The organism is Verrucosispora sp. ts21 (genome assembly GCF_002879555.1).
GTDB classification, from domain to species: domain Bacteria; phylum Actinomycetota; class Actinomycetes; order Mycobacteriales; family Micromonosporaceae; genus Micromonospora; species Micromonospora gifhornensis.
Map to the genome: position 1 here is coordinate 1 of NZ_PNOZ01000040.1, position 24620 is coordinate 24620.

General features: G+C 71.4%; 25 protein-coding genes and 2 pseudogenes. 21 read left to right on the forward strand and 6 right to left on the reverse strand.

Annotation, left to right across the window (positions count from 1 at the left end):
* Positions 1–137 precede the first annotated feature (137 nt).
* The 12 genes and pseudogenes from C1A38_RS18185 (at position 138) to C1A38_RS18240 (ending at position 7954) form a co-directional block, all read left to right on the forward strand.
* Positions 138–785: a ribonuclease FAU-1 family protein gene (locus tag C1A38_RS18185; RefSeq protein WP_102658980.1), complete on the forward strand. Its 648-nt coding sequence runs from the start codon at positions 138–140 to the stop codon at positions 783–785.
* Positions 786–1030: 245 nt separating this feature from the next.
* Complete coding sequence (rpsP, locus tag C1A38_RS18190; protein ID WP_102658981.1) at positions 1031–1477, forward strand: 30S ribosomal protein S16; 447 nt, start codon at positions 1031–1033, stop codon at positions 1475–1477.
* Positions 1452–1712, forward strand: coding sequence for an RNA-binding protein (locus C1A38_RS18195; RefSeq protein WP_175440282.1), 261 nt, complete (start codon positions 1452–1454; stop codon positions 1710–1712). The genes rpsP and C1A38_RS18195 overlap by 26 nt, the downstream gene beginning before the upstream one ends.
* Complete coding sequence (gene rimM / locus C1A38_RS18200) at positions 1712–2275, forward strand: ribosome maturation factor RimM (RefSeq protein WP_102658982.1); 564 nt, start codon at positions 1712–1714, stop codon at positions 2273–2275. Before C1A38_RS18195 ends, rimM begins: the two co-directional genes overlap by 1 nt.
* Positions 2276–2294: 19 nt before the next feature.
* The gene (gene trmD, locus C1A38_RS18205; protein ID WP_102658983.1) at positions 2295–3068 is read left to right on the forward strand and encodes a tRNA (guanosine(37)-N1)-methyltransferase TrmD; all 774 of its coding nucleotides are present in this window, start codon (positions 2295–2297) and stop codon (positions 3066–3068) included.
* A 144-nt stretch (positions 3069–3212) separates the two neighbouring features.
* Positions 3213–3569: a 50S ribosomal protein L19 gene (gene rplS, locus C1A38_RS18210; protein WP_102658984.1), complete on the forward strand. Its 357-nt coding sequence runs from the start codon at positions 3213–3215 to the stop codon at positions 3567–3569.
* Between the two features lie 183 nt (positions 3570–3752).
* Positions 3753–4627 (forward strand): annotated as a pseudogene (gene lepB, locus C1A38_RS18215) (signal peptidase I).
* Between the two features lie 9 nt (positions 4628–4636).
* Positions 4637–5272 (forward strand): signal peptidase I, encoded by a 636-nt coding sequence (lepB, locus tag C1A38_RS18220; protein ID WP_102658985.1) that lies wholly within the window; start codon positions 4637–4639, stop codon positions 5270–5272.
* A 66-nt stretch (positions 5273–5338) separates the two neighbouring features.
* Entirely contained in the window at positions 5339–5827 is a 489-nt protein-coding gene (locus C1A38_RS18225; RefSeq protein ID WP_102658986.1) for an NUDIX hydrolase, read from the forward strand.
* On the forward strand, positions 5821–6633 hold the full coding sequence (locus tag C1A38_RS18230; protein ID WP_102658987.1) for a ribonuclease HII: 813 nt from the start codon (positions 5821–5823) through the stop codon (positions 6631–6633). Before C1A38_RS18225 ends, C1A38_RS18230 begins: the two co-directional genes overlap by 7 nt.
* Complete coding sequence (locus tag C1A38_RS18235) at positions 6630–6953, forward strand: DUF2469 domain-containing protein (protein WP_007075222.1); 324 nt, start codon at positions 6630–6632, stop codon at positions 6951–6953. Before C1A38_RS18230 ends, C1A38_RS18235 begins: the two co-directional genes overlap by 4 nt.
* Positions 6954–7186: 233 nt before the next feature.
* Positions 7187–7954, forward strand: coding sequence for a murein hydrolase activator EnvC family protein (locus C1A38_RS18240; protein WP_502696943.1), 768 nt, complete (start codon positions 7187–7189; stop codon positions 7952–7954).
* Here C1A38_RS18240 and C1A38_RS18245 read toward each other — a convergent pair.
* The 5 genes from C1A38_RS18245 to C1A38_RS18265 form a co-directional block, all read right to left on the reverse strand.
* Positions 7842–9023, reverse strand: a complete 1182-nt coding sequence (locus C1A38_RS18245; protein WP_102658989.1) for an aminotransferase class V-fold PLP-dependent enzyme — start codon at positions 9021–9023, stop codon at positions 7842–7844. The two genes, C1A38_RS18240 and C1A38_RS18245, sit on opposite strands and share 113 nt — an antisense overlap.
* 52 nt (positions 9024–9075) lie before the next feature.
* Entirely contained in the window at positions 9076–10191 is a 1116-nt protein-coding gene (locus C1A38_RS18250; RefSeq protein ID WP_102658990.1) for a tyrosine recombinase XerC, read from the reverse strand.
* A gap of 112 nt (positions 10192–10303) precedes the next feature.
* On the reverse strand, positions 10304–11479 hold the full coding sequence (gene dprA, locus C1A38_RS18255; protein WP_102658991.1) for a DNA-processing protein DprA: 1176 nt from the start codon (positions 11477–11479) through the stop codon (positions 10304–10306).
* Positions 11476–12993 (reverse strand): YifB family Mg chelatase-like AAA ATPase, encoded by a 1518-nt coding sequence (locus C1A38_RS18260; RefSeq protein ID WP_102658992.1) that lies wholly within the window; start codon positions 12991–12993, stop codon positions 11476–11478. Before C1A38_RS18260 ends, dprA begins: the two co-directional genes overlap by 4 nt.
* A complete protein-coding gene (locus C1A38_RS18265; protein WP_102659034.1) occupies positions 12993–13352 on the reverse strand; it encodes a YraN family protein in 360 nt (119 codons plus the stop codon). The genes C1A38_RS18260 and C1A38_RS18265 overlap by 1 nt, the downstream gene beginning before the upstream one ends.
* A 195-nt stretch (positions 13353–13547) precedes the next feature.
* Between C1A38_RS18265 and C1A38_RS18270 the strand changes: the two are divergent.
* The 8 genes and pseudogenes from C1A38_RS18270 to C1A38_RS18305 all read left to right on the forward strand — a co-directional run bounded on the left by C1A38_RS18270 (position 13548) and on the right by C1A38_RS18305 (position 22288).
* Positions 13548–14580 (forward strand): annotated as a pseudogene (locus C1A38_RS18270) (hypothetical protein).
* 284 nt (positions 14581–14864) lie between these two features.
* The gene (gene rpsB / locus C1A38_RS18275; RefSeq protein WP_102658994.1) at positions 14865–15752 is read left to right on the forward strand and encodes a 30S ribosomal protein S2; all 888 of its coding nucleotides are present in this window, start codon (positions 14865–14867) and stop codon (positions 15750–15752) included.
* 132 nt (positions 15753–15884) lie between these two features.
* On the forward strand, positions 15885–16712 hold the full coding sequence (gene tsf, locus C1A38_RS18280) for a translation elongation factor Ts (RefSeq protein WP_102659035.1): 828 nt from the start codon (positions 15885–15887) through the stop codon (positions 16710–16712).
* Positions 16713–16862: 150 nt separating this feature from the next.
* Complete coding sequence (pyrH, locus tag C1A38_RS18285; protein WP_013732118.1) at positions 16863–17630, forward strand: UMP kinase; 768 nt, start codon at positions 16863–16865, stop codon at positions 17628–17630.
* Positions 17631–17710: 80 nt separating this feature from the next.
* Entirely contained in the window at positions 17711–18268 is a 558-nt protein-coding gene (gene frr / locus C1A38_RS18290; RefSeq protein WP_102658995.1) for a ribosome recycling factor, read from the forward strand.
* A gap of 324 nt (positions 18269–18592) precedes the next feature.
* Positions 18593–19861: a phosphatidate cytidylyltransferase gene (locus C1A38_RS18295; protein WP_102658996.1), complete on the forward strand. Its 1269-nt coding sequence runs from the start codon at positions 18593–18595 to the stop codon at positions 19859–19861.
* Between the two features lie 104 nt (positions 19862–19965).
* Positions 19966–21117, forward strand: a complete 1152-nt coding sequence (gene rlmN, locus C1A38_RS18300) for a dual-specificity RNA methyltransferase RlmN (protein ID WP_102658997.1) — start codon at positions 19966–19968, stop codon at positions 21115–21117.
* 31 nt (positions 21118–21148) lie between these two features.
* A complete protein-coding gene (locus C1A38_RS18305) occupies positions 21149–22288 on the forward strand; it encodes a DivIVA domain-containing protein (RefSeq protein WP_102658998.1) in 1140 nt (379 codons plus the stop codon).
* 192 nt (positions 22289–22480) lie between these two features.
* Here C1A38_RS18305 and C1A38_RS18310 read toward each other — a convergent pair whose 3' ends face one another.
* Complete coding sequence (locus tag C1A38_RS18310; RefSeq protein WP_102658999.1) at positions 22481–22702, reverse strand: DUF2631 domain-containing protein; 222 nt, start codon at positions 22700–22702, stop codon at positions 22481–22483.
* Positions 22703–22971: 269 nt separating this feature from the next.
* On the opposite strand from C1A38_RS18310, the gene C1A38_RS18315 reads away from it, so the two are divergent.
* Complete coding sequence (locus C1A38_RS18315) at positions 22972–24546, forward strand: Rieske 2Fe-2S domain-containing protein (RefSeq protein ID WP_102659000.1); 1575 nt, start codon at positions 22972–22974, stop codon at positions 24544–24546.
* Positions 24547–24620 lie beyond the last annotated feature (74 nt).

Genomic DNA, 24620 nt, shown 5'->3' on the forward strand with positions numbered 1-24620 from the left:
ACCCCACCCCGTCCTCACCCCACCCCCGCTCTGCCCGTCGATCTTGCACTTTCTGTCGGGGTAAACCCGAAGAAAAGGTGCATTTCGGCGACCAGAAGTGCAAGATCGCGGGGGTTGGGGGGCGGTAGGGTCGGGGTGTGAGGTTTGAGGTGGGGCGGTTGGTGGTGCACCGCAACGTGCGGCGTGGGCGGATCGGGTGGGTGCGGCCTGCCCGGGTGGTCAGCGACGACGAGCGTGGGCTGCTGTTGTGGGTGGCCGAAGGGTCGGCGGTCGCGGCGGAGGTGAACGCTGCCGGGCTGGGGATGCGGGAGGCTCCGTTTGCCGAGTGGCTCACTCCGACGTTCCAGCTGAAGCAGGGGCGGTGGAACGGGCCGCCGTTGCTGAAGTTCCTGCCTGCCGGGGCGGCGCATTCCGTCTGGTGGTTCCGGGACGCGCAGGGGCGGTTCACCGGGTGGTACGTCAACCTGGAGGAGAACGGCGTCCGGTGGGACGACGGCGGGCTGGCCGGCGTCGACATCATCGACCAGGATCTCGACGTCTGGGTCCGACCCGACCGCAGCTGGGAGTGGAAGGACGAGGGCGAGTTCGTCGAGCGGCTGGCCTTCCCGGAGCACTACTGGGTGACCGACGAGGCGGCCGTACGAGCCGAGGGCAAGCGGGTGATCGCCCTGGCCGAGGCCGGTGAGTTCCCCTTCGACGGCACCTGGTGCGATTTCGCGCCGCCTCCGGAGTGGGAAACCCCGCAGTCGCTACCCGCCGGCTGGGACCGCCCGCCCGTACGCTGAGTCAGCTGTGTTCTGGGTCACATACGGGCTGGTTCGGGTGACCCGCCCCGGTCCGATGTGAGGGATCCGGGGTGGATCTGGCAGAATGGCTGGCTGGTATCCGGCGCGCGTCCGGCGCCCTCTAACCCGGTCGCGTCGCCAGTCCACCCGAGCAGTCTCCGGCCCAACCCCACTGTGCCGGTTGGCGCTCACCCGTGCACACCGCCCACCTGGGCCGGTGAGATCGCAACAGGAGCGAAACAACCGTGGCCGTAAAGATCCGGCTCCTGCGGATGGGCAAGATCCGCAACCCGCAGTACCGCATCGTCATCGCCGACTCGCGCACCAAGCGTGACGGCCGGGCGATCGAGTTCGTCGGCATCTACCAGCCGAAGGAAGACCCTTCGGTGATCGAGGTCAAGTCGGAGCGGGTCCAGTACTGGCTGTCCGTCGGCGCGCAGCCGAGCGAGGCGGTGCAGCGGCTGCTGGAGCTGACCGGTGACTGGCAGAAGTTCAAGGGCCTGCCGGCCCCGCCGCCGCTGAAGGTGGCGCCGGAGCGGGTCGACCGCACGGCCGCCTACGAGGCCGAGGCGAAGGCTGCCGCCGGTGTGGCGGACACCCCGGCCAAGCCGGCGAAGAAGGCCGCCAAGGCCGAGGCTGAGGCGCCGAAGGCCGAGGCGCCGGCCGCTGCGGACTCCGGCGAGCAGGCCTGACATGGCACTGCGGCCGGCGTTGGAGCACCTGGTCAAGGGCATCGTCGACCACCCCGATGACGTACGCGTCCGGATGGTCGACTCCCGTCGGGGCAAGCGGCTCGAAGTTCGCGTGCACCCCGAGGACCTGGGCACCGTGATCGGGCGGTCCGGTCGGACCGCCAAGGCACTGCGCCAGGTGATCGGCTCCATCGGTGGGCGCGGCGTGCGCGTCGACATCGTCGACTCGTACTGATGCAGCTCATCGTCGGCAGGATCGGTAAGCCGCACGGCATCCGCGGTGAGGTCACCGTGGAGGTCCGTACGGACGAGCCCGAGACGCGGTTCGCCCCCGGCATGGTGTTGATTACCACGCCGGGGGCGGTTCCCCGTGGCCGTCAGGAGCCGGCCGCCAGCCCGGGAGAGCGCTACGAGGTGCCCGCCGAGCTGACCGTGGAGGCTGCCCGCTGGCACCAGGGTCATCTCCTGGTCGCCTTCGAGGGTGTGCTGGACCGCAACGTCGCGGAGGCCTTGCGGGGCACTCTGCTCGCCGTGGACAGCGCCGACGTGGCCCCGCCGGAGGACCCGGAGGAGTTCCACGACCACCAGTTGGTGGGGCTCGCCGTGGTCACCCCGGCCGGGGAGCGCCTGGGCGAGGTGGCCCGGATCGACCACGCACCCGCCTCGGATCTGCTGGTGCTGCGTCGCCCCGAGGGGCGTACCGCGCTGATTCCCTTCATCAAGGTGATGGTTCCCGAGGTCGATCTCGCCGGTGGTCGCGTCGTGGTCGACCTGCCCGACGGCCTGCTCGACCTCTGATCCCCGCGGAGCACCCCTGATGCGCGTCGACATCGTGTCGATCTTTCCGGAGTACTTCGCTCCGCTGGACCTGTCGCTGATCGGCAAGGCGCGGGCCAACGGCACGCTGCGGCTGGGCGTACACGATCTGCGCAGCTGGACCCACGACGTGCACCGCACCGTCGACGACACTCCGTACGGTGGCGGGCCCGGCATGGTGATGCGGCCCGAGCCGTGGGGTGCGGCGCTGGACGCCCTGGCGCCCGCCGAGTCGGCTGCGCCCCGGCTGCTGGTGCCGTCCCCGGCCGGCGTGCCGTTCACCCAGGCGCTGGCGTACGAGTTGGCCGCCGAGCCGCACCTGCTCTTCGCCTGCGGCCGGTACGAGGGCATCGACCAGCGGGTGCTCGACCATGCGGCGACCCGGATGCCGGTCACCGAGGTCAGCCTCGGCGACTACGTGCTCTTCGGTGGTGAGGTCGCGGTGCTGGTGATCCTGGAGGCGGTCGTCCGGCTGCTGCCCGGGGTGCTCGGCAACGCCGGCTCGCTGACCGAGGAGTCGCACGCGCACGGGCTGCTGGAGGCGCCGATGTACACCAAGCCGGCGACCTGGCGGGGGCTGGACGTGCCGGAGGTGCTGCGCTCCGGCGACCACGGCCGGATCGCCCGCTGGCGCAGGGACGCGGCGTTGGAGCGTACCGGCCGTCGTCGGCCCGACATGCTCGCCGCGCTCGACCCCCGGGAGCTGGACAAACGGGACGTGGCGGCGCTGGACCGGGGCGGGTTTCCGGTGCCCGGACCCGATGTGGCAAAGTAGAGGGGTTGCCGCAGACGTCTGCGCCGTGGACGGCTGCGAGGATCCCCGACCGGGGTCTGGTGCCACCGACCACCACCCGGGGATCAGTATCACCCATCCGCGCGCCGATTGACGGTGCGCCGTGAGCCTCACGAGGACGCAGCGATGAACATCCTGGACGCCCTTGACGCCCAGTCGAAGCGCACCGACCTTCCCGCCTTCCGTGCCGGTGACACCGTCAAGGTGCACGCCCGGGTGGTCGAGGGCAACCGGTCCCGGGTCCAGATCTTCCAGGGCGTCGTCATCCGCCGCCAGGGTGACGGACTGCGCGAGACCTTCACCGTTCGCAAGCTCAGCTTCGGCGTCGGTGTCGAGCGGACCTACCCGATCAACAGCCCGGCGATCGACCGGATCGAGGTCGTGACCCGCGGTGACGTCCGTCGGGCCAAGCTCTACTACCTGCGTGAGCTGCGGGGCAAGAAGGCCAAGATCAAGGAGCTGCGCGAGAAGCAGCCGAGCTGACCTCGCCCTGCGCCACGCCGCCTAAGCTGCGCGTATGTCGTACGCTCGGGGTCGCACTACCCTGGTCGTACGGGCGCAGCGCGGCGGCGACCCGCCGTGCATGGCGGGGGACCTCCACTACCGCCCGGGAAGTCTCGACGAGACTGCCGGGCGGTAGTCGTTTCTGTGGACCGGGGAGTGCGCGTGGTACAGGCGCTTGACGACAGCGGCTCGGTTGATCCATGGCGCCGACGGACCCGGCGCAACAAGCCGCAGATGCCGCTCTGGCAGGAACTACCGCTGCTGCTCGTCGTCGCCTTCTGTCTCGCCGTGCTGATCCGTACGTTCCTGCTCCAGGCCTTCTTCATCCCCTCCGGGTCGATGGAGGACACCCTCCTCGTCGGCGACCGCGTCCTGGTCAACAAGGTCGTCTACAACGTGCGGGATCCGCAGCGCGGCGAGGTGGTGGTCTTCCGGGGCACCGACAAGTGGGTTCCACAGGTGGAGGTGGAGCCGGCCGGCGGCTTCGTCGACCGGCTCGGCCGCACCGTCGGTGACCTGGTCGGGCTGAGCCGCCCGGGGGAGAAGGACTTCATCAAGCGCGTCATCGGGCTGCCCGGTGACCGGGTGAGCTGTTGTGACGACCAGGGGCGGCTGCTGGTGAACGGCACCCCGCTGGACGAGTCGGCGTACGTGTTGCGCGACTCGCCACTGGACCTGCCCCCCAACGCGCAGGAGTGCCGGTCCCGGCGGTTCGAGGAGATCGTGGTCCCGCCCGGGCATATGTTCGTGCTCGGCGACCACCGTCTCGTCTCGCAGGATGCCCGCTGCCAGGGCACCGTGCCGATCGACAACGTGGTGGGACGGGCCTTCGCGGTGGTCTGGCCCTCCAACCGCTGGCACACCCTGCCCGTTCCGGAGACGTTCGCCAACGTGCCGTCACCGGTCACGGCCAGCGGCGGTGCCGCGCCACCGGTGCGGCCCACGACCGAGGGCGGAGCCTTCCTGGCACTTCCGATCGCAGCCGTACTCTCCGTTCTCGCGCGTTCGACGCGGTGGCACCGATCCGGGCAACGTAGGCTCCTCCCGTGATTGACGAGCAGACCGACAAGCCGCGCCACTCCTTCTGGAAGGAACTGCCCATCCTTCTCGGGGTGGCGATCCTGGTCGCGGTACTGGTGCGGGCCTTCGTACTGCAGACCTTCTTCATCCCGTCGCCGTCCATGGAGAACACCCTCAAGATCGACGATCGGGTGCTGGTCAACAAGTTGGTGTACAACTTCCGGACGCCGCACCGCGGTGAGGTGATCGTCTTCAAGGCGCCCGTCGAGTGGAGCGGCAACCCCGCGGGCGAGGACTTCATCAAGCGGATCATCGGCGTCGGCGGTGACCGGGTGGTCTGCTGCGACGCGCAGGACCGCCTGATGATCAACGGGGTGCCGCTGGACGAGCCGTACATCTTCTCCTTCGACGGTCAGCGGGACAAGCCGGCGGACCAGGAGTTCGACGTCGTCATACCGGAGGGTCGGCTCTGGGTGATGGGCGACCACCGCTCTGCCTCCGGCGACTCGCTGGAGCACTACCAGCAGTCCGGCGAGAACGTCACCGCGGCCACCATCCCCGAGAAGGACGTCGTGGGTCGGGCCTTCACCGTCTTCTGGCCGTTCAACCGGGCCACCCTGCTCACGGTGCCCGAGGGGTTCGAGGCGATTCCGGCACCCTGACGGTGCCGGCAGGTCGGGTGGGACGGCGACGTGGGCGTTGTCGGTGACGTCTGGCAGTCTGGTGCGGTGACGCGATACACCCCGAGGCGCGCCGCCCGGGTGCTCCTGGTCGACCAGGCCGATCGGCTGCTGCTCTTCCGCGGCTTCGATCCGGCCCAGCCGCAGGGCGGACGCTGGTGGTTCACCCCCGGCGGCGGTCTGGACCCGGGGGAGACGTACGCCGACGGCGCGGCGCGTGAGCTGGCGGAGGAGACCGGGTTGCGGTTGCCCGTGGCCGAGTTCGGTGAGCCGGTGCACGCCGACGTCATCGAGTTCTCCTTCGACGGGGTGTCCTACCGGCAGGAACAGCGGTTCTTCCTGGTGCGGGTGGCCGCCCACGAGGTGGACACCACCGGGTTCAGCGAGGTGGAGCGGGGCAGCGTGGACGGCTACCGGTGGTGGTCGGCCGAGGAGCTGCGCAGCACCGCCGAGCGGTGCTACCCGCCGGACCTGCCGGCGGTCCTGACCCGGGCGTTGACCGACGTGCCGGCCACGGCCGGCGGTGCGCCGTGCTGACCCCGCCGCGCACGGTCGTGCGCCGGGAGGCCGGGCTCTACGCGCTGGAACGGGCCTTGCAGCGGCGTGGCTTCCGGCACGTCGCCGGTGCCGACGAGGCCGGCCGGGGCGCGTGCGCCGGGCCGCTTGTCGCCGCCGCCGCGGTGCTGCCGGAGGGGCGGCGGGGCGAGATCGACGGTCTGGCCGACTCCAAGCTGCTCACCCCGGCCAGCCGGGAGCGGGTGTACGACGAGGTGGTCGCGCGTGCCCTGGCGTACGCCGTGGTGGTCATCCCGGCCGAGGAGGTCGACGCCCGCGGGCTGCACGTGTGCAACCTGGCCGCGATGCGTCGGGCGCTGGCCTCGCTGACCGTGCGACCGGAGTACGTGTTGACCGACGGGTTCGGCGTCGACGGTCTGGACGTGCCCGGTCTCGCCGTGTGGAAGGGTGATCGGGTGGCGGCCTGCGTGGCGGCGGCGAGCGTGCTGGCCAAGGTGACCCGGGATCGGATCATGGTCGACCTCGACGCCGAGCACCCCGGCTACGGCTTCGCCGAGCACAAGGGGTACATCACCGCCGACCACACGGCGGCGCTGCGCGAGCATGGTCCGTGCCGGGAACACCGGTTCTCCTACGTCAACGTCGCGGCCGTCTCCGGCCTGGACGACCGCCCGCCCCGCTCACGTCGACCGCTTGGCGCAAGCCGGGACGAGCCGATGGAGCGCTCAGGCTTCGCAGGGGGTACCGTCGGCGTGGCGTTGGGCGAGCAGCGTCAGCGCCCAGCGCCGGTGGGGGAAGATGTGGTCATGGAAGGCGGAGTGCGATGAGCGCGGAAGACCTCGAAAAGTACGAGACCGAGATGGAGCTGCAGCTCTACCGGGAGTACCGCGACATCGTCCGTCAGTTCTCCTACGTGGTGGAGACCGAGCGGCGGTTCTACCTGGCCAACCAGGTCGACCTGCACGTGCGCAACTCCGACGGCGAGGTCTACTTCGAGGTCGAGATGCATGACGCGTGGGTGTGGGACATGTACCGTCCTGCCCGGTTCGTCAAGAACGTCCGGGTGATGACGTTCAAGGATGTCAACGTCGAGGAGTTGGAGAAGCCCGACATCTCGCTGCCCGCCGACTCCGGCTTCGGCGGCTGATCCTCGGCGGCGTTGTCGTCACGGCGGCCCCCACCCGCCCGTGATCGGTCCACATCGGCGTGCCGGGTCCGTCCGGCGCTCCGCGTCGTCCCCGCAGCAGCCCTCGGTCGCCACGTGATGCCATAGCAGATCAACTGTGTCGGCGTGGTCTGTCCACAGGGCGTCGCGTCGTCCACAGGCGAGGCCCGCCGGGCAGCGAAGTCGCGCCGACGACGCGCACACTCGCCGCCATGGTGACCCGATCCGGCGCGCTCTGCGCCCTCCTGCTGGTGCCACTTGTCGCGTACCCGCCGCCACCCTTGTCGTTCACGCCGCCACCCTTGTCGTCAACGCCGCCACCCTCGTCGTCGACGCCGTCGCGCTGGTCGTCGTTGCCGACGGTGGGTCCGTCGGCCGTCGATCATCAGGGTCCGGCCGTTTCGGTGGCTGCGCTGGTGTTGCCGCCCGGGGTCGCTGCGGCGGGCAGCGCCGGGCGATACCGGTGGCCGGTCGACGGGCAGCCCCGGCCGGTCCGCCGGTTCGATCCGCCGCCTCGTCCCTGGCTGGCCGGCCATCGTGGGGTGGACCTGCTCGCGCCGGACGGCGCGACGATCCGGGCCGCCGGTGCCGGCACGATCTCGTACGCCGGCATGGTCGCCGGCCGTCCGGTGATCTCGGTGGCCCATGCCGACGGGCTGCGCACCACCTACGAGCCGGTGGAACCGGCGGTCACCGTCGGCACGGCGGTGCCGGCAGGCACCGTGCTGGGGGTTCTGCTGCCCGGCCACGCGGGCTGTCCGCAGGCCGCCTGCCTGCACTGGGGGCTGCGGCGGGGCAACGACTACCTCGACCCGCTGGCCCTGCTCGGTCTCGGCCGGACCCGGCTGCTGCCGGTGGCCGACGCGCCCCTCAGCGCTGGTCGAGCAGGGTGGGCAGTTGCACGGCGAGCCGGTCGTACTCGTCGGGCGAGTTGTACACCTGGCCGCAGAGTCTCAACCAGCCCCGCCCGTCCCAGCTGTTGACCGCGACCTGGGCGGCGAGCCGCTCGGCGATCCGGGCCCGCAGCGCCCGCGCGCCCTCCATGGTGGTGGCGAGGCCCGCCGGCAACGGGATGATCCGCATGGCGACCGTGGGTCCGCCGGGGTCGGGCAGGTCGGCCGGTCGCACGCCGAGAGCGTCCCCCACCACCCGCTGCCCGTACGCGGCCAGCGCCGCGTTGTGCGCACGCACCCGGTCCACGCCGAGCGTACGCAGGACGTAGAGCCCCACCGGGGCGCTCAGCCAGCCGGTGTAGTCCGCGGTCGCCTGCCACTCCAACCGGCCCGGGAAGCCCGCCTCCTGCTCCCAGGAGACCACCAGCGGTTCGACCCGCTCCCGCCAGGTCGGGGAGACCACGAGGACGGCCGTGCCCCGGGGCGCGTACCCCCACTTGTGCAGGTTACCGACCCAGAAGTCGGCACCGATGCTCTGCACGGACGCCGGCAGCATGCCGGGCGCGTGGGCGGCGTCGACAAGCACCGACACGCCGTGTTCCCGCGCCACACCCACGATCGCGGCGACCGGGAACAGTCGCGCCGTCGCCGAGGTGAGCTGGTCGACCACGACCAGTCGGGTACGCCCCGGACGCAGCCCGGAGCGAACGATCTGCACGATCTCCTCGGTGGTGGCGGACAGCGGCACCCGCAGCACCCGATGGGTCGCCCCGGTGCGTTCACATTCCCGGCGGATGGCGAAGTCGACCGCACCGTAGCCGTGGTCGGTGGTGAGCACCTCGTCGTCCGGCCGCAACCCGACCGACTGCAACGCCACGGCCACGCCGGTGGTGGCGTTGGCGGTCAGGGCCGTGCCGTCCGGGTCGGCGCCGAGGAAGCCGGCCAGGTGCCGGCGGGCGTGCGTGATCCGGTCGACCAGACCCTCGGTGAAGAAGCGCAGCGGATCGGCTTCCATCTCGTCGCGCAACCGCTGCTGGGCCCGCTGCACGGTGATCGGCACCGCGCCGAACGAGCCGTGGTTGAGGTGGCTGACCGCCGGGTCGAGGGAGAAGAGCAGGCGAGCGCCAGGGATCGGCTCAGGAGGCAACGGGACGCTCACCGGATGATCGTAACGCCGTCCCCGGCCCGCCGTGATGGATCTTGCGCAGTCCCTAGGCGCGGGGGTGGGCCTGGCGGTATGCGGCGCGGAGCCGGTCGACCGAGACGTGGGTGTAGACCTGCGTGCTGGCCAGCGACGAGTGCCCCAGCAACTCCTGCACCGCACGCAGGTCCGCCCCGCCTTCCAGCAGGTGGGTGGCGGCCGAGTGGCGCAGCGCATGCGGGCCGATCCGGGGCAGGCCGGTGGCCTGCGCGTACGCCCCGACGATCTGACGGGCGGTCGTCGGGTTCAGCCGCCCACCCCGGACGCCGAGGAGCAACGCGTCGCGCGAGCCCGGGACCACGAGCACCGGACGTCCCCGCCGCAGCCACTCGTCGAGGGCCCGTTGAGCAGGCGAGCCGTACGGCACGACCCGTTCCCGTCCGCCCTTACCTCGGACCCGAACCACCCGCCGGCCATGGTCGACGTCGGCGACGTCGATGCCGCAGGCCTCGCTGACCCGCACCCCGGTGCCGTAGAGCAACTCCAGCAGCACCCGGTCCCGTAACCGCACCGCCTCGGCGACCACATCTTCCGCCCCGGCACCGTCCCCGGTCTCAGCGGCGACCGGCCCGCCTGCGGTGCCGTGCTCGTCAGCGGTGGGGTGGACATCGGCGGTGCGGTGGCTGTCGGCGTGGTCAGCAACGGTGTGGTCGTCGGGGGTGGGGTGGGTGTGGCTGGTGCTGTTGCGGGTCGGTGCCTCGACGAGCAGCGCGGCCTGGTCGGTGCGGAGCACGGTGGGCAGGGTGCGTTGCGGACGGGGGCTGGCCAGTGTGGCGGCCACGTCGGTGGGTAGCAGCCCGCCCCGGTGCGCCCAGGCACTGAAGGTGCGTGCCGCCGCTGCCCGCCTGGCCAGCGACGCCCGGGCGGCTCCCATCGTCCGCTGCTTGGCCAGCCAACTGCGTACCGTGTCGAGGCTCAGCTCGGCCACCTCGGCGCAGCCCATCCGGTGGGCATGATCCAACAGGGACACCAGATCGGCGACGTACGCCCGCACGGTGTGGGCCGAGTGGTTGCGGACCGAGGCGAGGTGTCGGGCGAACTCGTCCACCGCGTCCCGCAGCGGCTCCGGCAGCGCCGCGTGCACGACCCGGGTGCCGCGGGTGCTGCGGTCTTCGGTACCCCCCACGCAGTCCAGCCTAGGACGAGGCGGTGGCGCCCGCGAACCTGCCGCGCACCGGTGGCGCTGCTCAACCTGCGCGACCGGGCGGACAGCTCAGCCGGCGCGGTGGGTTTGCAGATCAGCCCGCGCGGCGCGGTGGGACCAGGGCGTAGCCGTCGTCGCGGCGTACCACCAGGGCCAACTCCTCCAACAGGGACATCTTGCGCAGCACCGTGCGTACGGCCAGGCCGGCCCGGGCCGCGAGGTCGTCCACGCCGATCGTGCCTCGACGGGGCATCGCCTCCACGATCGCCCGCGCATCGTCGTCGATCACATCGGTGGGTCGGTCCGGGCCGCGCGGCACCGGGGCCAGCTCGCCGATCCGGCCCACCTCCTCCAGCACGTGGGCGAGACCGGTCACCAGTCGGGCCCCCGGCTCCTCGCGCAGGATCTCGTGCGCGCCGACGGACATCGCCGAGGTGACCGGGCCGGGCACCACCATCGCCGGACGGTTCAGGGCGAGGGCTCGTCTGGTGGTCTGGGTCGCGCCGCTGCGCGCCGCCGCCTCCACCAGCACCGTGCCCTTCGTGCCGGCGGCGATCACCCGGTTGCGGATGAGGAAGCGGGGACGAAGTGGCTCGGCGGCTGGTGGCCACTCGCTCACCAGCAGGCCCGAGTCGGCGATCCGGTCGAACAACGCCGTGTTGCCCGCCGGATAGGGGCGATCGACGCCGCAGGCGAGCACCGCGACGGTCCGGCCACCCGCACTCAACGCACCTCGATGCGCGGCGGCGTCGATGCCGAACGCTCCGCCGGAGACGACAGTCCAGTCCCGGTCGGCCAGGCCGTAGCCCAGTTCCCGGGCGACGTGCAGACCGTACGGCGTGGCGGCTCGTGCCCCCACCACGGCCACGGACCGGTCCAGCGCCTCGGCCAGCGGCCACGGTCCGCGTACCCAGAAGCAGAGCGGTGGATCGGTCTCCCGGTCGACCCGGCGGCGCGCGTCGGAGAGCCGGAGCTTGCGGAGCTCCTCGACCGTGCCGGGCCATTCGTCGTCGCCGGGCACGACGACCCGGGCACCGAGCCGTTCGCCGCGTTCGAGGGCCTCGGCGGCGATGGCCCGGGCGTCCCCGGCCCGGCTGCGTGCCGCCACACTGTCGCGCAGGTCCTCGTGCGGCGCTGCGCCGTCGAGCAGCAACTCCAGGGCGGCCACCGGGCCGAGTTCGGCGACCAGCGCGTACACCGAGCGGGTGCCCGGCTCGGCCAGCCAGGTCAACGCGACCCGGGCCAGCGTCGTCTCGTCGTACCTGCTCATATTGCCTCTCCCGTTCTGAGGTGGATGGCCTCGCCGACGTCGTGCCGGTCCGGGCGGGCGCGCCCGTCGAGGTCGGCGATCGTCCAGGCGAGCCGGATGACCCGGTCGAAGCCGCGGGCGGAGAGCGACCCCGAATCCAGCCGGGCCCGTAGTTCGGCGGTGTCGGCGGCGGGCAGTTGCCACGGCGGCCGGCGCAGCCGCGTGCCGGGCACCTCGGCGTTGAGCCGGCGGCCCAACGCCGACCAGCGATCCGCTGCGGCGGCACGGGCGGCGACCACCCGGGCCGCCACCGCCGTGGAGGACTCGTGCGTGCCGGCCTCCATGAGTTCGGCGGCGCGCATCGGCAGCAGCCGCACCTGCAGGTCGATCCGGTCGAGCAGCGGACCGGAGAGCCGGGCCAGGTAGCGGCGGCGGGCCTGCGGGGGACACTCGCAACGGTCGTCGCCGGCCGGGTTGGCGCACGGGCACGGATTCGCCGCGATCACCAGCTGGGCCTGGGCGGGGTATTCCGCGCCGCCCCGGCTGCGGGCCAGGTGCACCCGGCCGTGCTCCAGCGGTTGGCGTAACGCCTCCAGGGCGGCGCGACTGAATTCCGGAGCCTCGTCGAGGAAGAGGACCCCTCGGTGGGCCAGTGAGATCGCGCCGGGCCGGGCCAGTCCCGCCCCACCGCCGACGATGGCGGGGATGGTCGCGGTGTGGTGCGGGGCCTGGAACGGCGGGCGGCGCAGTAGCCCACCCTCGGCCGGTAACAGCCCGGCGATCGAGTGCAGGGCGGTGACCTCCAGCGCGGCGTCGTCGTCCAGCTCCGGCAGGATCGACGGCAGACGCTCGGCGAGCATCGTCTTGCCGGCACCCGGTGGGCCGATCAGCGCCAGGTGGTGGCCGCCGGCGGCAGCGACCTCCAGGGCCCGCCGACCGAGCCCCTGCCCGGCCACCTCGGCCAGGTCGGGACCGGAGGTGGCGGGCGTCGGTACGTGGGTCGGCGGCTCGATCAGTGGCGCACCGTCGCGGACGAACGCGATCAGCCGGTGCAGGGTGTCCACGCCCCGGACGCGCAGCCCGGGCACCACGGCGGCCTCGGCGCTGTTGGCGGCCGGCACGATCACCCGCTCGACGCCGGCCCGGGCCGCCGCGGCGGCCATCGGCAGTACGCCCCGTACCGGCCGGACGGTCCCGTCCAGGCCCAGTTCGCCGAGGATCACCACGCCGTCCAGCGGTGCCAGTGGCAGCTCGCCGGAGCCACCGAGCAGTGCCACCGCGATCGCGAGGTCGAAGGCCGAGCCGAACTTGGGCAGGGTGGCTGGCAGCAGATTGAGGGTGATGCGGCGGTTCGGCCAGCGCTGACCCGAGTTGACCACGGCGGCCCGGACCCGGTCGCGCGCCTCGTGCAGCGCGGTGTCCGGCAGCCCGGAGATGACCACTGCGGGCAGGCCGGGCGCGAGATCCGCCTCCACCTCCACCAGGTGACCGGTGACGCCGACCAGGCCGACGCAGAGCACCCGGGCGTAGCTCATCAGAACGCTCCCTTGAGATGCTCGACCTGCGCCCGGCCGGCGCGCGGCAGCAGCACCGAGACGACGTCGAAGCGGATCTCGTCGGCGGTGGTGCCGGTGGCCGCCAGCCACGCGACGGCGAGCCGACGCAGCCGGCGGGCCTTGTGCCGGACCACCGCCTCGGCCGGGGTGCCGAAGTCGTGGTTGCGGCGGGTCTTCACCTCACAGATGACGAGCACCGGCCCGTCCCAGGCGACGATGTCGATCTCGCCGGAGGGGCAGCGCCAGTTCCGGGCCACCGGGCGCAGCCCTGCCTCGATCAGGTGTCGGACGGCGCATCGTTCCCCGTACCCGCCGACCGCCTGGTTCCGCTTGGTCATGGCCGGCACCCTGCCCGCAGAGGGCCGGTCGGGGTGCCCCCACCGGTGCGGCCTGTGGACGACCGGAGGTGCTGTGGACAGACAAACGATCATGCCCTCGGTGTGCTAAGGGCAAAGTCGGGTGACGAATCAGCCTCTTACTCTGCGTACCCGGTCGAATTGCCCTTCCCCGGGGCTGGCCAGGGCTGGGGTCGAATGGCGGACGGTCGGCCGGTCGCATACGGTGCCGGGCGTGGACGGACGACGTAGCTTTGCCGATGACCAGGAGTCGCGTTGGTATCCCGGTGACCGCGACCACGGTTACGGTGACCCGGACTGGCGCGGTACGGCGGAGGCGCGGTACCGGGACGACGCGCCGGTGACCCCCGAGCAGCGGATCGACGACGAGGACCGGTACGACACCGCCGCGCGACGTTTCAGTGGGATGGATCCGCTCGCCGACGCCCCGGCCGAGCCCGAGCGCTATCGGGCCTCGCGCGCCCGACGGGCCGGGTCGACCGACCCGGACGTTTCGGGTGAGTTGCCCACCGAACGTCCGGCTTGGCGTGCCGCCCGGGAGACCGCCGCGCCGGTCGGCGCAGACCCGTTGCTCAGCGAACCGGCCCCGTTCGCCCCGCCGGTGAGCGATCCGGCGCCGTTCGCGTCGGCGGTGGACGAGCCGGCTCCGCTGGCCTCGGTGGTGGGTGACCCGGCCCGGTCCGTACCGCTGACCGGGTACCCGATCGTGGAGGCGAAGCGGGGCACGGAGGCGATGAATCCGCTGGAGCAGCCGACCGGGCCGATGCCGCCGGTGGCGCCCCGGGGCGACCTGGCGGCGGGGGACGCCGGCAGCCAGCAGGGTGCCGGGGACACCGGCTTCCGGCCGACGACCGGGGAGTCCGGCTATCAGGTGCCGGGCGTACCGGCCGGGCCGCCCAGTGGTGACGGCGTCTACCGGACCCGTCGGCCGGTGATGGCCGTACTCTTCGCCGTCCTGGTGGTGATCTTCGAGGTGCCGGCGTTGCGGGTGTTGCTGCACGGGGCGACCGCGGACCCGGTCGCCGCCGCCGACGTGCTGGTGGGCACCTTCCTGGTGGCCGGTCTGCCGATCTTCGCGGTCGGTCTGTACGGGCTGCGGACCACCGGGTTCTCGCTCGTCGACGGGGCGCGTGGCTGGCTGCGGCCGCCGACGGCCTACCTGACGGTCGGGCTGGCGCTCTTCCTCGCTGCGGCGCTCGCCGCCGGCTGACCTCGCGTTCGGCGGTTGTTAACAGGGGGCCCTTCCTCTACCGCAGGCGTTAACAAGGGCCCCTTCCTTGCACCCGGGGGTTGGGCGGCGGGGCGGGCGCGTACACTGGTCGACTGGCGACCGCCTTGCGCGGTCGACCTCGCGTGCCCTCCTCACGAAGTCGTCGTGCGGCGGCGGCCTCCCTGGTCCCGACCCTGTCGGGCCCATCCTGGCCGACGACCGGGCACCAGGCCACTCGGCCGCCGGCCGAGCGGACGAACCAGGGACCCCAAGGAGTACGAACCATGGCCGTCGTGACCATGCGTCAGCTGCTGGAAAGTGGTGTTCACTTCGGGCACCAGACCCGGCGCTGGAACCCGAAGATGAAGCGCTTCATCTTCACCGAGCGCAACGGCATCTACATCATCGACCTGCGCCAGACCCTCGACTACATCGAGAAGGCGTACGAGTTCGTGCGTAACACGGTGGCCGAGGGCGGCAGCATCCTGTTCGTCGGCACCAAGAAGCAGGCCCAGGAGGCCATCGCCGAGCAGGCGACCCGGGTCGGCCAGCCGTACGTCAACCACCGTTGGCTCGGCGGCATGCTCACCAACTTCCAGACGGTGTACAAGCGGCTGCAGCGGATGAAGGAGCTGGAGGCCCTCGGTGACCTCAGCGGCACCGCCGCCGGTTACACCAAGAAGGAGACCCTGCAGCTCTCCCGCGAGAAGATCAAGCTCACCAAGACCCTCGGTGGTCTGCGGGACATGCAGAAGCTTCCGGCTGCGGTCTGGATCGTCGACACCAAGAAGGAGCACATCGCCGTCGACGAGGCCCGCAAGCTGGGCATCCCGGTGATCGCGGTGCTCGACACCAACTGCGACCCGGACGAGGTCGACTTCCCGATCCCGGGTAACGACGACGCGATCCGCTCGGCCGAGCTGCTGACCAAGGTCGTGGCCGCCGCCGTCGCCGACGGCCTGATCGCCCGTTCCGGCCGTCGCCGTGGTGGCGACGAGAAGCCGGAGGCGGGTGTCGCCACCGACGAGCCGCTGGCCGAGTGGGAGCGTGAGCTGCTCGAGGAGCCGAAGAAGGCCGACGAGGAGCCCGCCGCCGAGCAGGCCCCGGCCGAGCCGGCTCCCGCCGCCGAGCAGGCCCCCGCCGAGCAGCCGGCTGCCGTTTCCGGTCAGTGATCCCGCCGCCGTCCGGTCACCGTCGATTCGCTGATGGTGACCGGCGGCGACCAGGTCGGCACGAACTTCCCGAATCCGGGTAACCGGCACCTCAGACCATCCCATCGCAATCTCAACACCGAAGAGAGAGCCATGTCCCAGATCACCGCCGCGGACGTCAAGAAGCTCCGCGACCTGACCGGCGCCGGCATGATGGACAGCAAGAAGGCCCTGACCGAGGCCGAGGGCGACTTCGACAAGGCCGTCGAGATCCTGCGCGTCAAGGGCGCCAAGGATGTCGGCAAGCGGGCCGGTCGTACCGCCGCCAACGGGCTGATCGCCCACGCCGGCCAGGCCCTGCTCGAGTTCAACTGCGAGACCGACTTCGTCGCCAAGAACGACGCCTTCATCGCCCTGGCCCAGCAGCTGGTCGAGCACGGTGAGCGTTCCGGTGTGAGCAACGCCGAGGAGCTGCTGGCCAGCGAGATCGACGGCCGTCCGGTCGCCGACCTGGTCCAGGAGCAGTCCGCCAAGATCGGCGAGAAGCTGGTGCTGAACCGTTTCGCCAAGCTCGACGGCACGGTCGCGGTCTACCTGCACCGCAAGGCCCAGGACCTGCCCCCGGCGGTCGGCGTGATGGTGCAGTACACCGGCAAGGCCGACGAGGCCGCCGACGCCGACGCCCGTGGTGCGGCGATGCAGATCGCCGCGATGCGTCCGCAGTACCTCACCCGTGACGAGGTGCCGGCCGAGGTCGTCGAGTCCGAGCGGCGCATCGCCGAGCAGACCGCCCGCGAGGAGAACAAGCCCGAGGCGGCCCTGCCGAAGATCGTCGAGGGCCGGGTGAACTCGTTCTTCAAGGACTTCGTCCTGCTGGAGCAGTCGTCGGTCACCGACAACAAGAAGACGGTGAAGCAGGTGCTGGCCGAGGCCGGCATCGAGGTCACCCGCTTCGTGCGGTTCGAGGTCGGCCAGGCCTGAGCCGCCGTCGGGCGCGCCGCGCCCGTGGGCTGAGCAACGATACGACGAGGAGGCCGCCGGTGTACGCGACAAGCACCGCGGCCTCCTCGTCCCATAAGGTCGGCAGCGGCAGATACGCACCCGGTGCACCGGTGGGGGAAGGACGGGCGGATGACGCAGGTTGTGAGTGACCGGACGCTGGCGGCGGACGACCCGACGGCGCCACCGCCCGGGCGGTCCCGGCGGGTGGTGTTGAAACTCTCCGGCGAGGTGTTCGGCGGCGGCGCGATCGGCGTCGACCCGGACGTCGTACAGGCCATCGCCCGGCAGATCGCCACCGTGGTACGACGCGGGGTGCAGGTCTCCGTGGTGGTCGGCGGTGGCAACTTCTTCCGGGGCGCGGAACTGCAGAAGCGGGGCATGGACCGGGCCCGGGCGGACTACATGGGCATGCTCGGCACCGTGATGAACTGCCTCGCGTTGCAGGACTTCCTGGAGAAGGAAGGCATCGAGACCCGGGTGCAGAGCGCCATCACGATGGCCCAGGTCGCCGAGCCGTACATCCCGCTGCGCGCGATCCGGCACCTGGAGAAGGGCCGCGTGGTCATCTTCGGCGCCGGGGCCGGCATGCCGTACTTCTCCACCGACACGGTGGCCGCACAGCGTGCGTTGGAGATCCACGCGGACGTGGTGCTGATGAGCAAGAACGGCGTCGACGGGGTCTACACCGCAGACCCGCGGATCGACCCGACCGCCAGCAAGTTCGACTCGATCACCTTCTCCGAGGTGCTGCGCCGCAACCTGCGGGTCGCCGATGCCGCCGCCTTCAGCCTCTGCATGGAGAACGGCCTGCCGATGCTGGTCTTCGGCGCCCAGGGAGACGACACCATCGTCCGGGCGGTGGGCGGCGACAAGATCGGCACGCTGATCACCACCTGAAGCGACCGTCGACCTCACCTCGACGGTCCCGGTGACCCGACAAGCCCCACGACGAGCACAAGAAGGAGGCGAGGAGAACGGTGATCGACGACACCCTCCTCGAGGCCGAGGAGAAGATGGAGCGTGCGGTCGAGCACGCCAAGGAGGAGTTCGGTGCCATCCGCACCGGCCGCGCCACTCCGGCCATGTTCTCCAAGGTCATCATCGACTACTACGGCACCCCGACCCCGCTGACCCAGATGGCGTCGGTGGCCATTCCCGAGCCGCGGATGGCCATCATCAAGCCGTACGACAACTCGCAGATCAATGCCATGGAGAAGGCGATCCGCGACTCGGACCTCGGGGTCAACCCGAACAACGAGGGCAACCAGCTGCGCATCCTGCTCCCGCAGATGACCGAGGAGCGCCGCCGCGACATGATCAAGGTCGCGCGCCACAAGGGCGAGGAAGCCAAGGTCGCCATCCGCAACATCCGCCGCAAGGGCAAGGAAGAGCTGGACCGGCTCGTCAAGGACGGCGAGGTCGGCGAGGACGACGGCCGGCGCGCGGAGAAGGAACTGGACGACCTCACCCAGCGCTACGTCGCGCACGTCGACGAACTGGTCAAGCACAAGGAGACCGAACTCCTGGAGGTCTGACCTCTCGCCGTACCCACGGCGTCGCCCAGCCCACCCACTGTGCCCCCGTCCCCGTCCGGTTGATCCTGAAGTCAGTCGTCGCAGTCGTGGTGACAGCTTCGCGAGCAACACGGCGGGGTCGAGGGTGTGGGTGGGTACTGGTGCGGCCTGTGGGGCGGACAGGTGCAGTAGGCTCGGCACGATTCCCGGTGACCCGGCGGTGAAGGGTGGGGATCGGTCAACCGACCGGCCGGCAAAATCTCAACGGAGCGCCTCGCGCGGGTAGGGGATGGTAGTGGTTGTGCGGCAAGTGGCGGATTCCGTCCCGCTCCCCTCTGGTGCGTGATGTCCCACCTCGACCCCTACGGCGGCGCCGAGGCCCGTGGCTGGGATCGGCCGGACCAGCCCGCCCACCTGCCCTGGCCCGAACCGAACCTCGACCCCGGCCCCTGGTCCGCTGATCCGCACGCCGAGCGGTACGCCACTCCCACCACCCAGGTCGAGCCGGTGCGTGGCGCTGCCGATCTGCTCGACCACGACGACGCCCCGACCGGGCAGATCGAGCGGATACCTGCCGGTGTCGGCCTCGACCATGACGACGCCCCGACGGCCCAGTTCGCCCCGGTGTCCGGCGACGAACCGGAGCCCGACGATCCGCCGCCCGGACGCCGCCACCGCGGCCGTCGTCGCGCCGGTGCCGGGCGGCCCACCAGCGGGCAACCGGCATCGAGCCCTGGTGAGCAGCCCTCGCCGCACCTCGACCGGCCGGCGGGCAGCCTCGGCCGACCGGCCGCGCCGAGCCGTGCCGGCCGCAACCTGCCGGCGGCCATCTCGGTCGGGCTCGGCCTGGGGGCTGTGGTCCTGCTCCCGCTCTTCCTCTATACGCCGTCCTTCCTGCTGGTGCTCGCCGCCGCATTCGGTGTGGGCATCTGGGAGATGTCCCGCGCGGTACGCCGGGCCCGCGCCGTGGTGCCACTGGTACCCCTGATCGTCGGTGGGGTGCTGACGGTCACCATCGCCTGGTTCGGTGGTCTGGACGCGCTCCTGCTCGGGTTGCTGGTCACGCTCGCGGGCACGCTCGTGTGGCGGCTCGGCGACGGCATGGCCAACTTCCGGCGGGACATGACCGCGGCCACGTTGATCGCCGTGTACGTGCCGTTCCTCGGTGGCTTCGCCGCGCTGCTCGCGTCGTCGCCGGATGACGGGGCGCTGCGGATTCTGGTGACGCTTGTCGCCGTGGTGCTCTCCGACACCGGGGGGTACGCCGCCGGCGCAAACTTCGGCAAGCATCCGATGGCCCCGACGATCAGCCCGAAGAAGTCCTGGGAGGGTTTCGCCGGGTCGGTCGGTGCGGCGGCGTTGGGCAGCGCCCTGCTGCTCTGGCTGCTGTTCGACGTGGCCCCGTGGTGGGGTGCCGTGTTCGGGGTGGCGGTGTCGTGTGCCGCCGTCCTCGGTGACCTCGCCGAATCCATGATCAAGCGGGATCTCGGTGTGAAGGACATGAGCAACCTGCTGCCCGGGCACGGTGGCCTGATGGATCGCCTCGACTCGGTCCTGTTCGCCGTGCCGACGGCGTACCTGCTGCTCGTGGTCCTCGTGCCGGCGGTGAACTGAGGCATGGATCACGGCCACGCAGCCTGGTCGCGGACGTGGCCGGACCCGATCCGCGCACTCCGGAGGGGTGCGGTCCACGCCCGGCGTGCCAGACTGGACGAGCCATGACGAGCCTGCCCTTGATCCCGGTCGACCCGGACGCGCCTGGCGCGCGCCGGGCGTCGATGCCACCGCAACATCTCGCCGACCTTGACCTGGCCGGCCGGAAAGCCCTGGTCACCGGCCTGGGTGAACCGGCGTTCCGGGCCCGGCAGATCTCCACCCACTACTTCGGTCGGCTGGTGCGCGACCCGGAGCAGATGACCGACCTGCCGGCGGCCTCCCGGGCCCGGCTGGCCGACCAGCTGCTGCCCCGGCTGCTCAACCCGGTCCGCGAGCTGGCCTGCGACGACGGGGCGACCCGCAAGGCGCTCTGGCGGCTGCACGACGGGGCGCTTGTGGAGAGCGTGCTGATGGGCTACCCGGATCGGGTGACCGTCTGCATCTCCAGCCAGGCCGGCTGCGGGATGGCCTGCCCGTTCTGCGCCACCGGCCAGGCCGGCCTGACGCGGAACCTCTCCACCGCCGAGATCGTCGACCAGGCGGTCTACCTGGCGGGTGTGGCCGCCTCCGGCGCGGTGGTGGGGTCACCGGCACGGTTGTCGCACGTGGTCTTCATGGGCATGGGCGAGCCGCTGGCGAACTACAACCGGGTGGTGGCCGCGATCCGTCGGCTGGTCGCGCCGGCACCCGAGGGCCTCGGGCTGTCGCAGCGGCACATCACCGTTTCCACGGTCGGCCTGGTACCGGCCATCCACCGACTGGCCAGCGAAGACCTCTCGGTGACTCTTGCGTTGTCGCTGCACGCCCCCGATGATGAGCTGCGCGACGAACTTGTGCCGGTCAACCAGCGCTGGAAGGTGTCCGAGGTGCTGGACGCCGCCTGGGCGTACGCGGCTCGCACGGGGCGTCGTGTGTCGATCGAATACGCGATGATCAAGGACGTGAACGACCAGCCGTGGCGAGCCGATCTGCTCGGGCGGCTGCTGGCCGGCAAGCTGGCCCACGTGAACTTGATTCCACTCAATCCGACTCCGGGCAGCCGATGGGACGCCAGCCCGAAGCCGGTGGAGCGGGAGTTCGTCCGGCGGTTGCGCGACGCCGGGGTGTCCACCACCGTACGGGACACCCGAGGTCGCGAGATCGACGGGGCGTGTGGGCAGCTGGCCGCCGCGGAGGACATGGGCACCGACCCGGCCGGAAACCTGTCGGCATGACCGGGCGTGGCGAACGAGACCAGGAGACATAGTGGCGAGTCAGGGTCAGCGTTTCCGGCGTAAGGCGCTCCGCCGGGGATACAAGGTTGACGAGGTGGACGCCTTCCTGGACCGGGTCGAGGCGACCCTCGCCGGCCAGCCGGTGGGCGCCCCGGTGGCCTCGCAGGAGGTCCACGACGTCGTCTTCCGGGTTCGCTTCAACGGCTACGACGAGTGGCAGGTCGACCTGCACCTCGACCGGGTCGAGCGGCAGCTGGCCGAGTTGGAGGAGCGGGGTCAGACCCGCGCCGGCGGCGAGAACCGGATGGGCCCGCCGGAGCGGATGGGTCCGCCCATGCGCGAGGACCGGGGCATGTCGGCGGTGCCGCAGCCGCCGATGCCGCCCCGGCCGATGCCGGCGCAGGCGGGCCCGTACGGCCGCTACGACGAGCCCACCGGCGCCTTCGCCGGCGGCTACGACGCACCTCGCGGCGGTTACGACGCGCCGCGCGGCCCTGGCGGCCCGATGGGGCCAGGCGCACCGATGGGTCCCCCCGGCGGCCCGATGGGTCATGGTGCCCCGCCGCGCGGCCTGCCCGCCGGGCCGGGTGGCTACGGTCCTCCGGACGGCCCCGGCGGCTACGGCCCCCCGGACGGTCCGGGCGGTTACGGTCCGCCGGACGGCCCCGGCGGTTACGGTCCCCCCGACGGTCCGGGTGGGTACGGTCCGTCGGACGAGCCTCGCTTCGACGGTTTCGAGGCGGGTCGACGCGCCCGTGCCGACATGACTGCGGAGATCCGCATGCCGGATCGTGACCCGCGTCGTGGCCCGGCGGGACCGCCCGCGGTGCCGCAGCAGGCACTCGGTGGTCCGTCGATGGCGGGTCCGCCGCCGATGGCCGGGCCCTCGATGGGTGGCCCGCCGATGGCCGGCCCGCCCGGCAGCGACCTTTACCGGGTGGACCAGATCCGGCGCAGTTTCCAGGTGCGGCGGTTCGGCAGCGGGTACGACCCCGACCAGGTCGACCGGTTCTTCGACAGCCTGCTCGGTGGGATGGCCGGGCGTAACCCGATGCCGGTGAACCCGAAGGACCTGGACACGCTGCGCTTCGGCCTGGTGCAGGGCGGCTACTTCGAGGCGGAGGTCGACGCCGCGCTGAAGAACGTGCAGGACATCCTCTTCGGCCGCTGACCGGCGACGACGAATCGGGCCCGCCCTCCGGTGTCGGAGGCGGGCCCTACTCGTCTGCCGGATGTGAATGCCGTGCGGCCCCGCGTCAGCACCCCCGCGCCGGTTGCGGCTGCGGGGGTGTCGAAACCTCGGGGCGCGGCGTCAGGACCGCGGCGGGTTCAGGACCGCGGCGGGGTCAGGAACGCGGCGGGGTCAGGAACGCAGACCGTTGCGGCGCAGCACGACGTCGCCGACCACGATGAGCAGCAGGAGCGCGGCCAGGCCGACCAGCCACAGGTCCTCGACCCTGCCCTCGTGGTTGCCGCAGAGCATCGCCAGCAGCGCGAGTGCGGTGAGGATCGCGCCGATCCGCCCGGACTTGCGGTGCCCAGGCTTGTGCTGGTCTGGCGACGTTACCGGCTCGCTTCCTGCCACTGGTCGGTCCTTCCCTCGCGATCGGATCTCCGGTTAGTCTGGCACGCCCGCTGACGGCCCTGGCGCAGGGTCCGGCCGATAGAGAAAAGATCACCCGGGACTGACCGGCGTGACGCGCCGAACGGGCCGGTCCGAAAGCGAGCGCCCGGGCCGAAGGGCCCGTCTTCGGTGGGCCGGAGGGGACTACCGGTGTCGAGGGACGGCGAGCACGCTACCTCCGGTAGCGTTTCGGCGTACGCCTTGATTTGTCTTCTTGAGGGGGAACTGCGGTGCGAGTGACCGGTACCGGGCACGCGAGCATGCGGATCGACACGGGCGCGGGCAGCATCCTGTGCGACCCGTGGGTCAACCCGGCCTACTTCGCCTCCTGGTTCCCGTTCCCGGACAACTCCCTGCTCGACTGGGAGACCCTCGGCGACGTCGACTACCTGTACGTCTCCCACCTGCACCGGGACCACTTCGACGCGGCGCACCTGAAGCGGTACGTGTCGAAGAAGGCCACCGTGCTGCTGCCCGAGTTCCCCACCTCCGAGATGGAGGACGAGTTCCGCGCGTTGGGCTTCACGAAGTTCCTGAAGACCCGCAACGAGGAGGTCGTGGAGCTGGACGGCGGCTTGAAGATCATGATTCAGGCGCTGACCAGCCCCACCGACGGCCCGATCGGTGACTCGTCGCTGTGGGTGGAGTACGACGGGGTCCGGCTGCTCAACCAGAACGACGCCCGCCCCACCGACCTGAGCACCTTCGCCGAGCTGGGCCACGTGCACGCGCACATGCTGCAGTTCTCCGGCGCGATCTGGTACCCGATGGTCTACGAGCTGCCGCAGTCGGCGAAGACCGCGTTCGGCAAGCAGAAGCGGGACCGGCAGTTCGACCGCACCTGGCGCTACATCGACGACCTGAAGGCCGACCACGTCTTCCCGATCGCCGGCCCGCCGTGCTTCCTCGACGACGAGCTGTGGCAGTTCAACGACATCTTCGGCGACGAGGGGAACATCTTCCCCGACCAGTCGGTCTTCCTGGCCGAGTACGCCAAGGTCGGCGGCACCAACGGCATCGTGCTGCTGCCCGGCAGCGTCTCCGAGATCACCACCTCCGGCGCGACGACGACCCACCCGGTGCCGGTGGAGGAGTTCTTCGCCAACAAGGTGGCCCACCTGGAGGAGATGCGCGAGCGCAAGCGGCCGATCATCGAGGCGGAGAAGGCGTCCTGGCGGCACCCGGAGATCGACGTGCTCAAGGAGCTGAAGCAGCGCATCGAGCCGCTGCTCGACGAGTCGATCTACCTGGCCAAGGGGGTGGGCGGCCCGGTCCGTTTCGACATGGTCGGTTACGACGGCGAGAGCATCGAGTCGATCGTGGTGGACTTCCCCGGCAAGCAGGTGCGGCCGTACGCCGACGAGAAGGTCCGCTACCGGTTCCGTACCGAACGGGCCCTTGTCGAGCACCTGCTGCACATCGGCGAGGTGGACTGGGTCAACTCGCTCTTCCTGTCCTGCCGGTTCTCCGCCGCCCGCATCGGCCAGTACAACGAGTTCGTGTACGCCTTCTTCAAGTGCCTGTCCACCGAGCGCCTCCAGTACGCCGAGGGCTGGTACGACGAGCACGAGCGGGCCGTCGACGCCGAGGACATCACCCTGGGCGACTGGGTGGTGCAGCGCCGCTGCCCGCACCTCAAGGCGGACCTGAGCCGCTTCGGCATCGTCGACGGCGACCAGCTCACCTGCCAGCTGCACGGCTGGCGCTTCGACCTGCCCAGCGGCCGCTGCCTGACCAGCGTCGGGCACAAGGTCCGGGCGCACCGGGTCGGCGAGGAGACCGAGGTCGCCCAGCCGACGAGCTGAGCTGTCCTTGTGAGGTGTTAAGAAGGGGCCCCTTTACCACGCGAGACGTTAATAAGGTGCCCTTCCTTGCACCT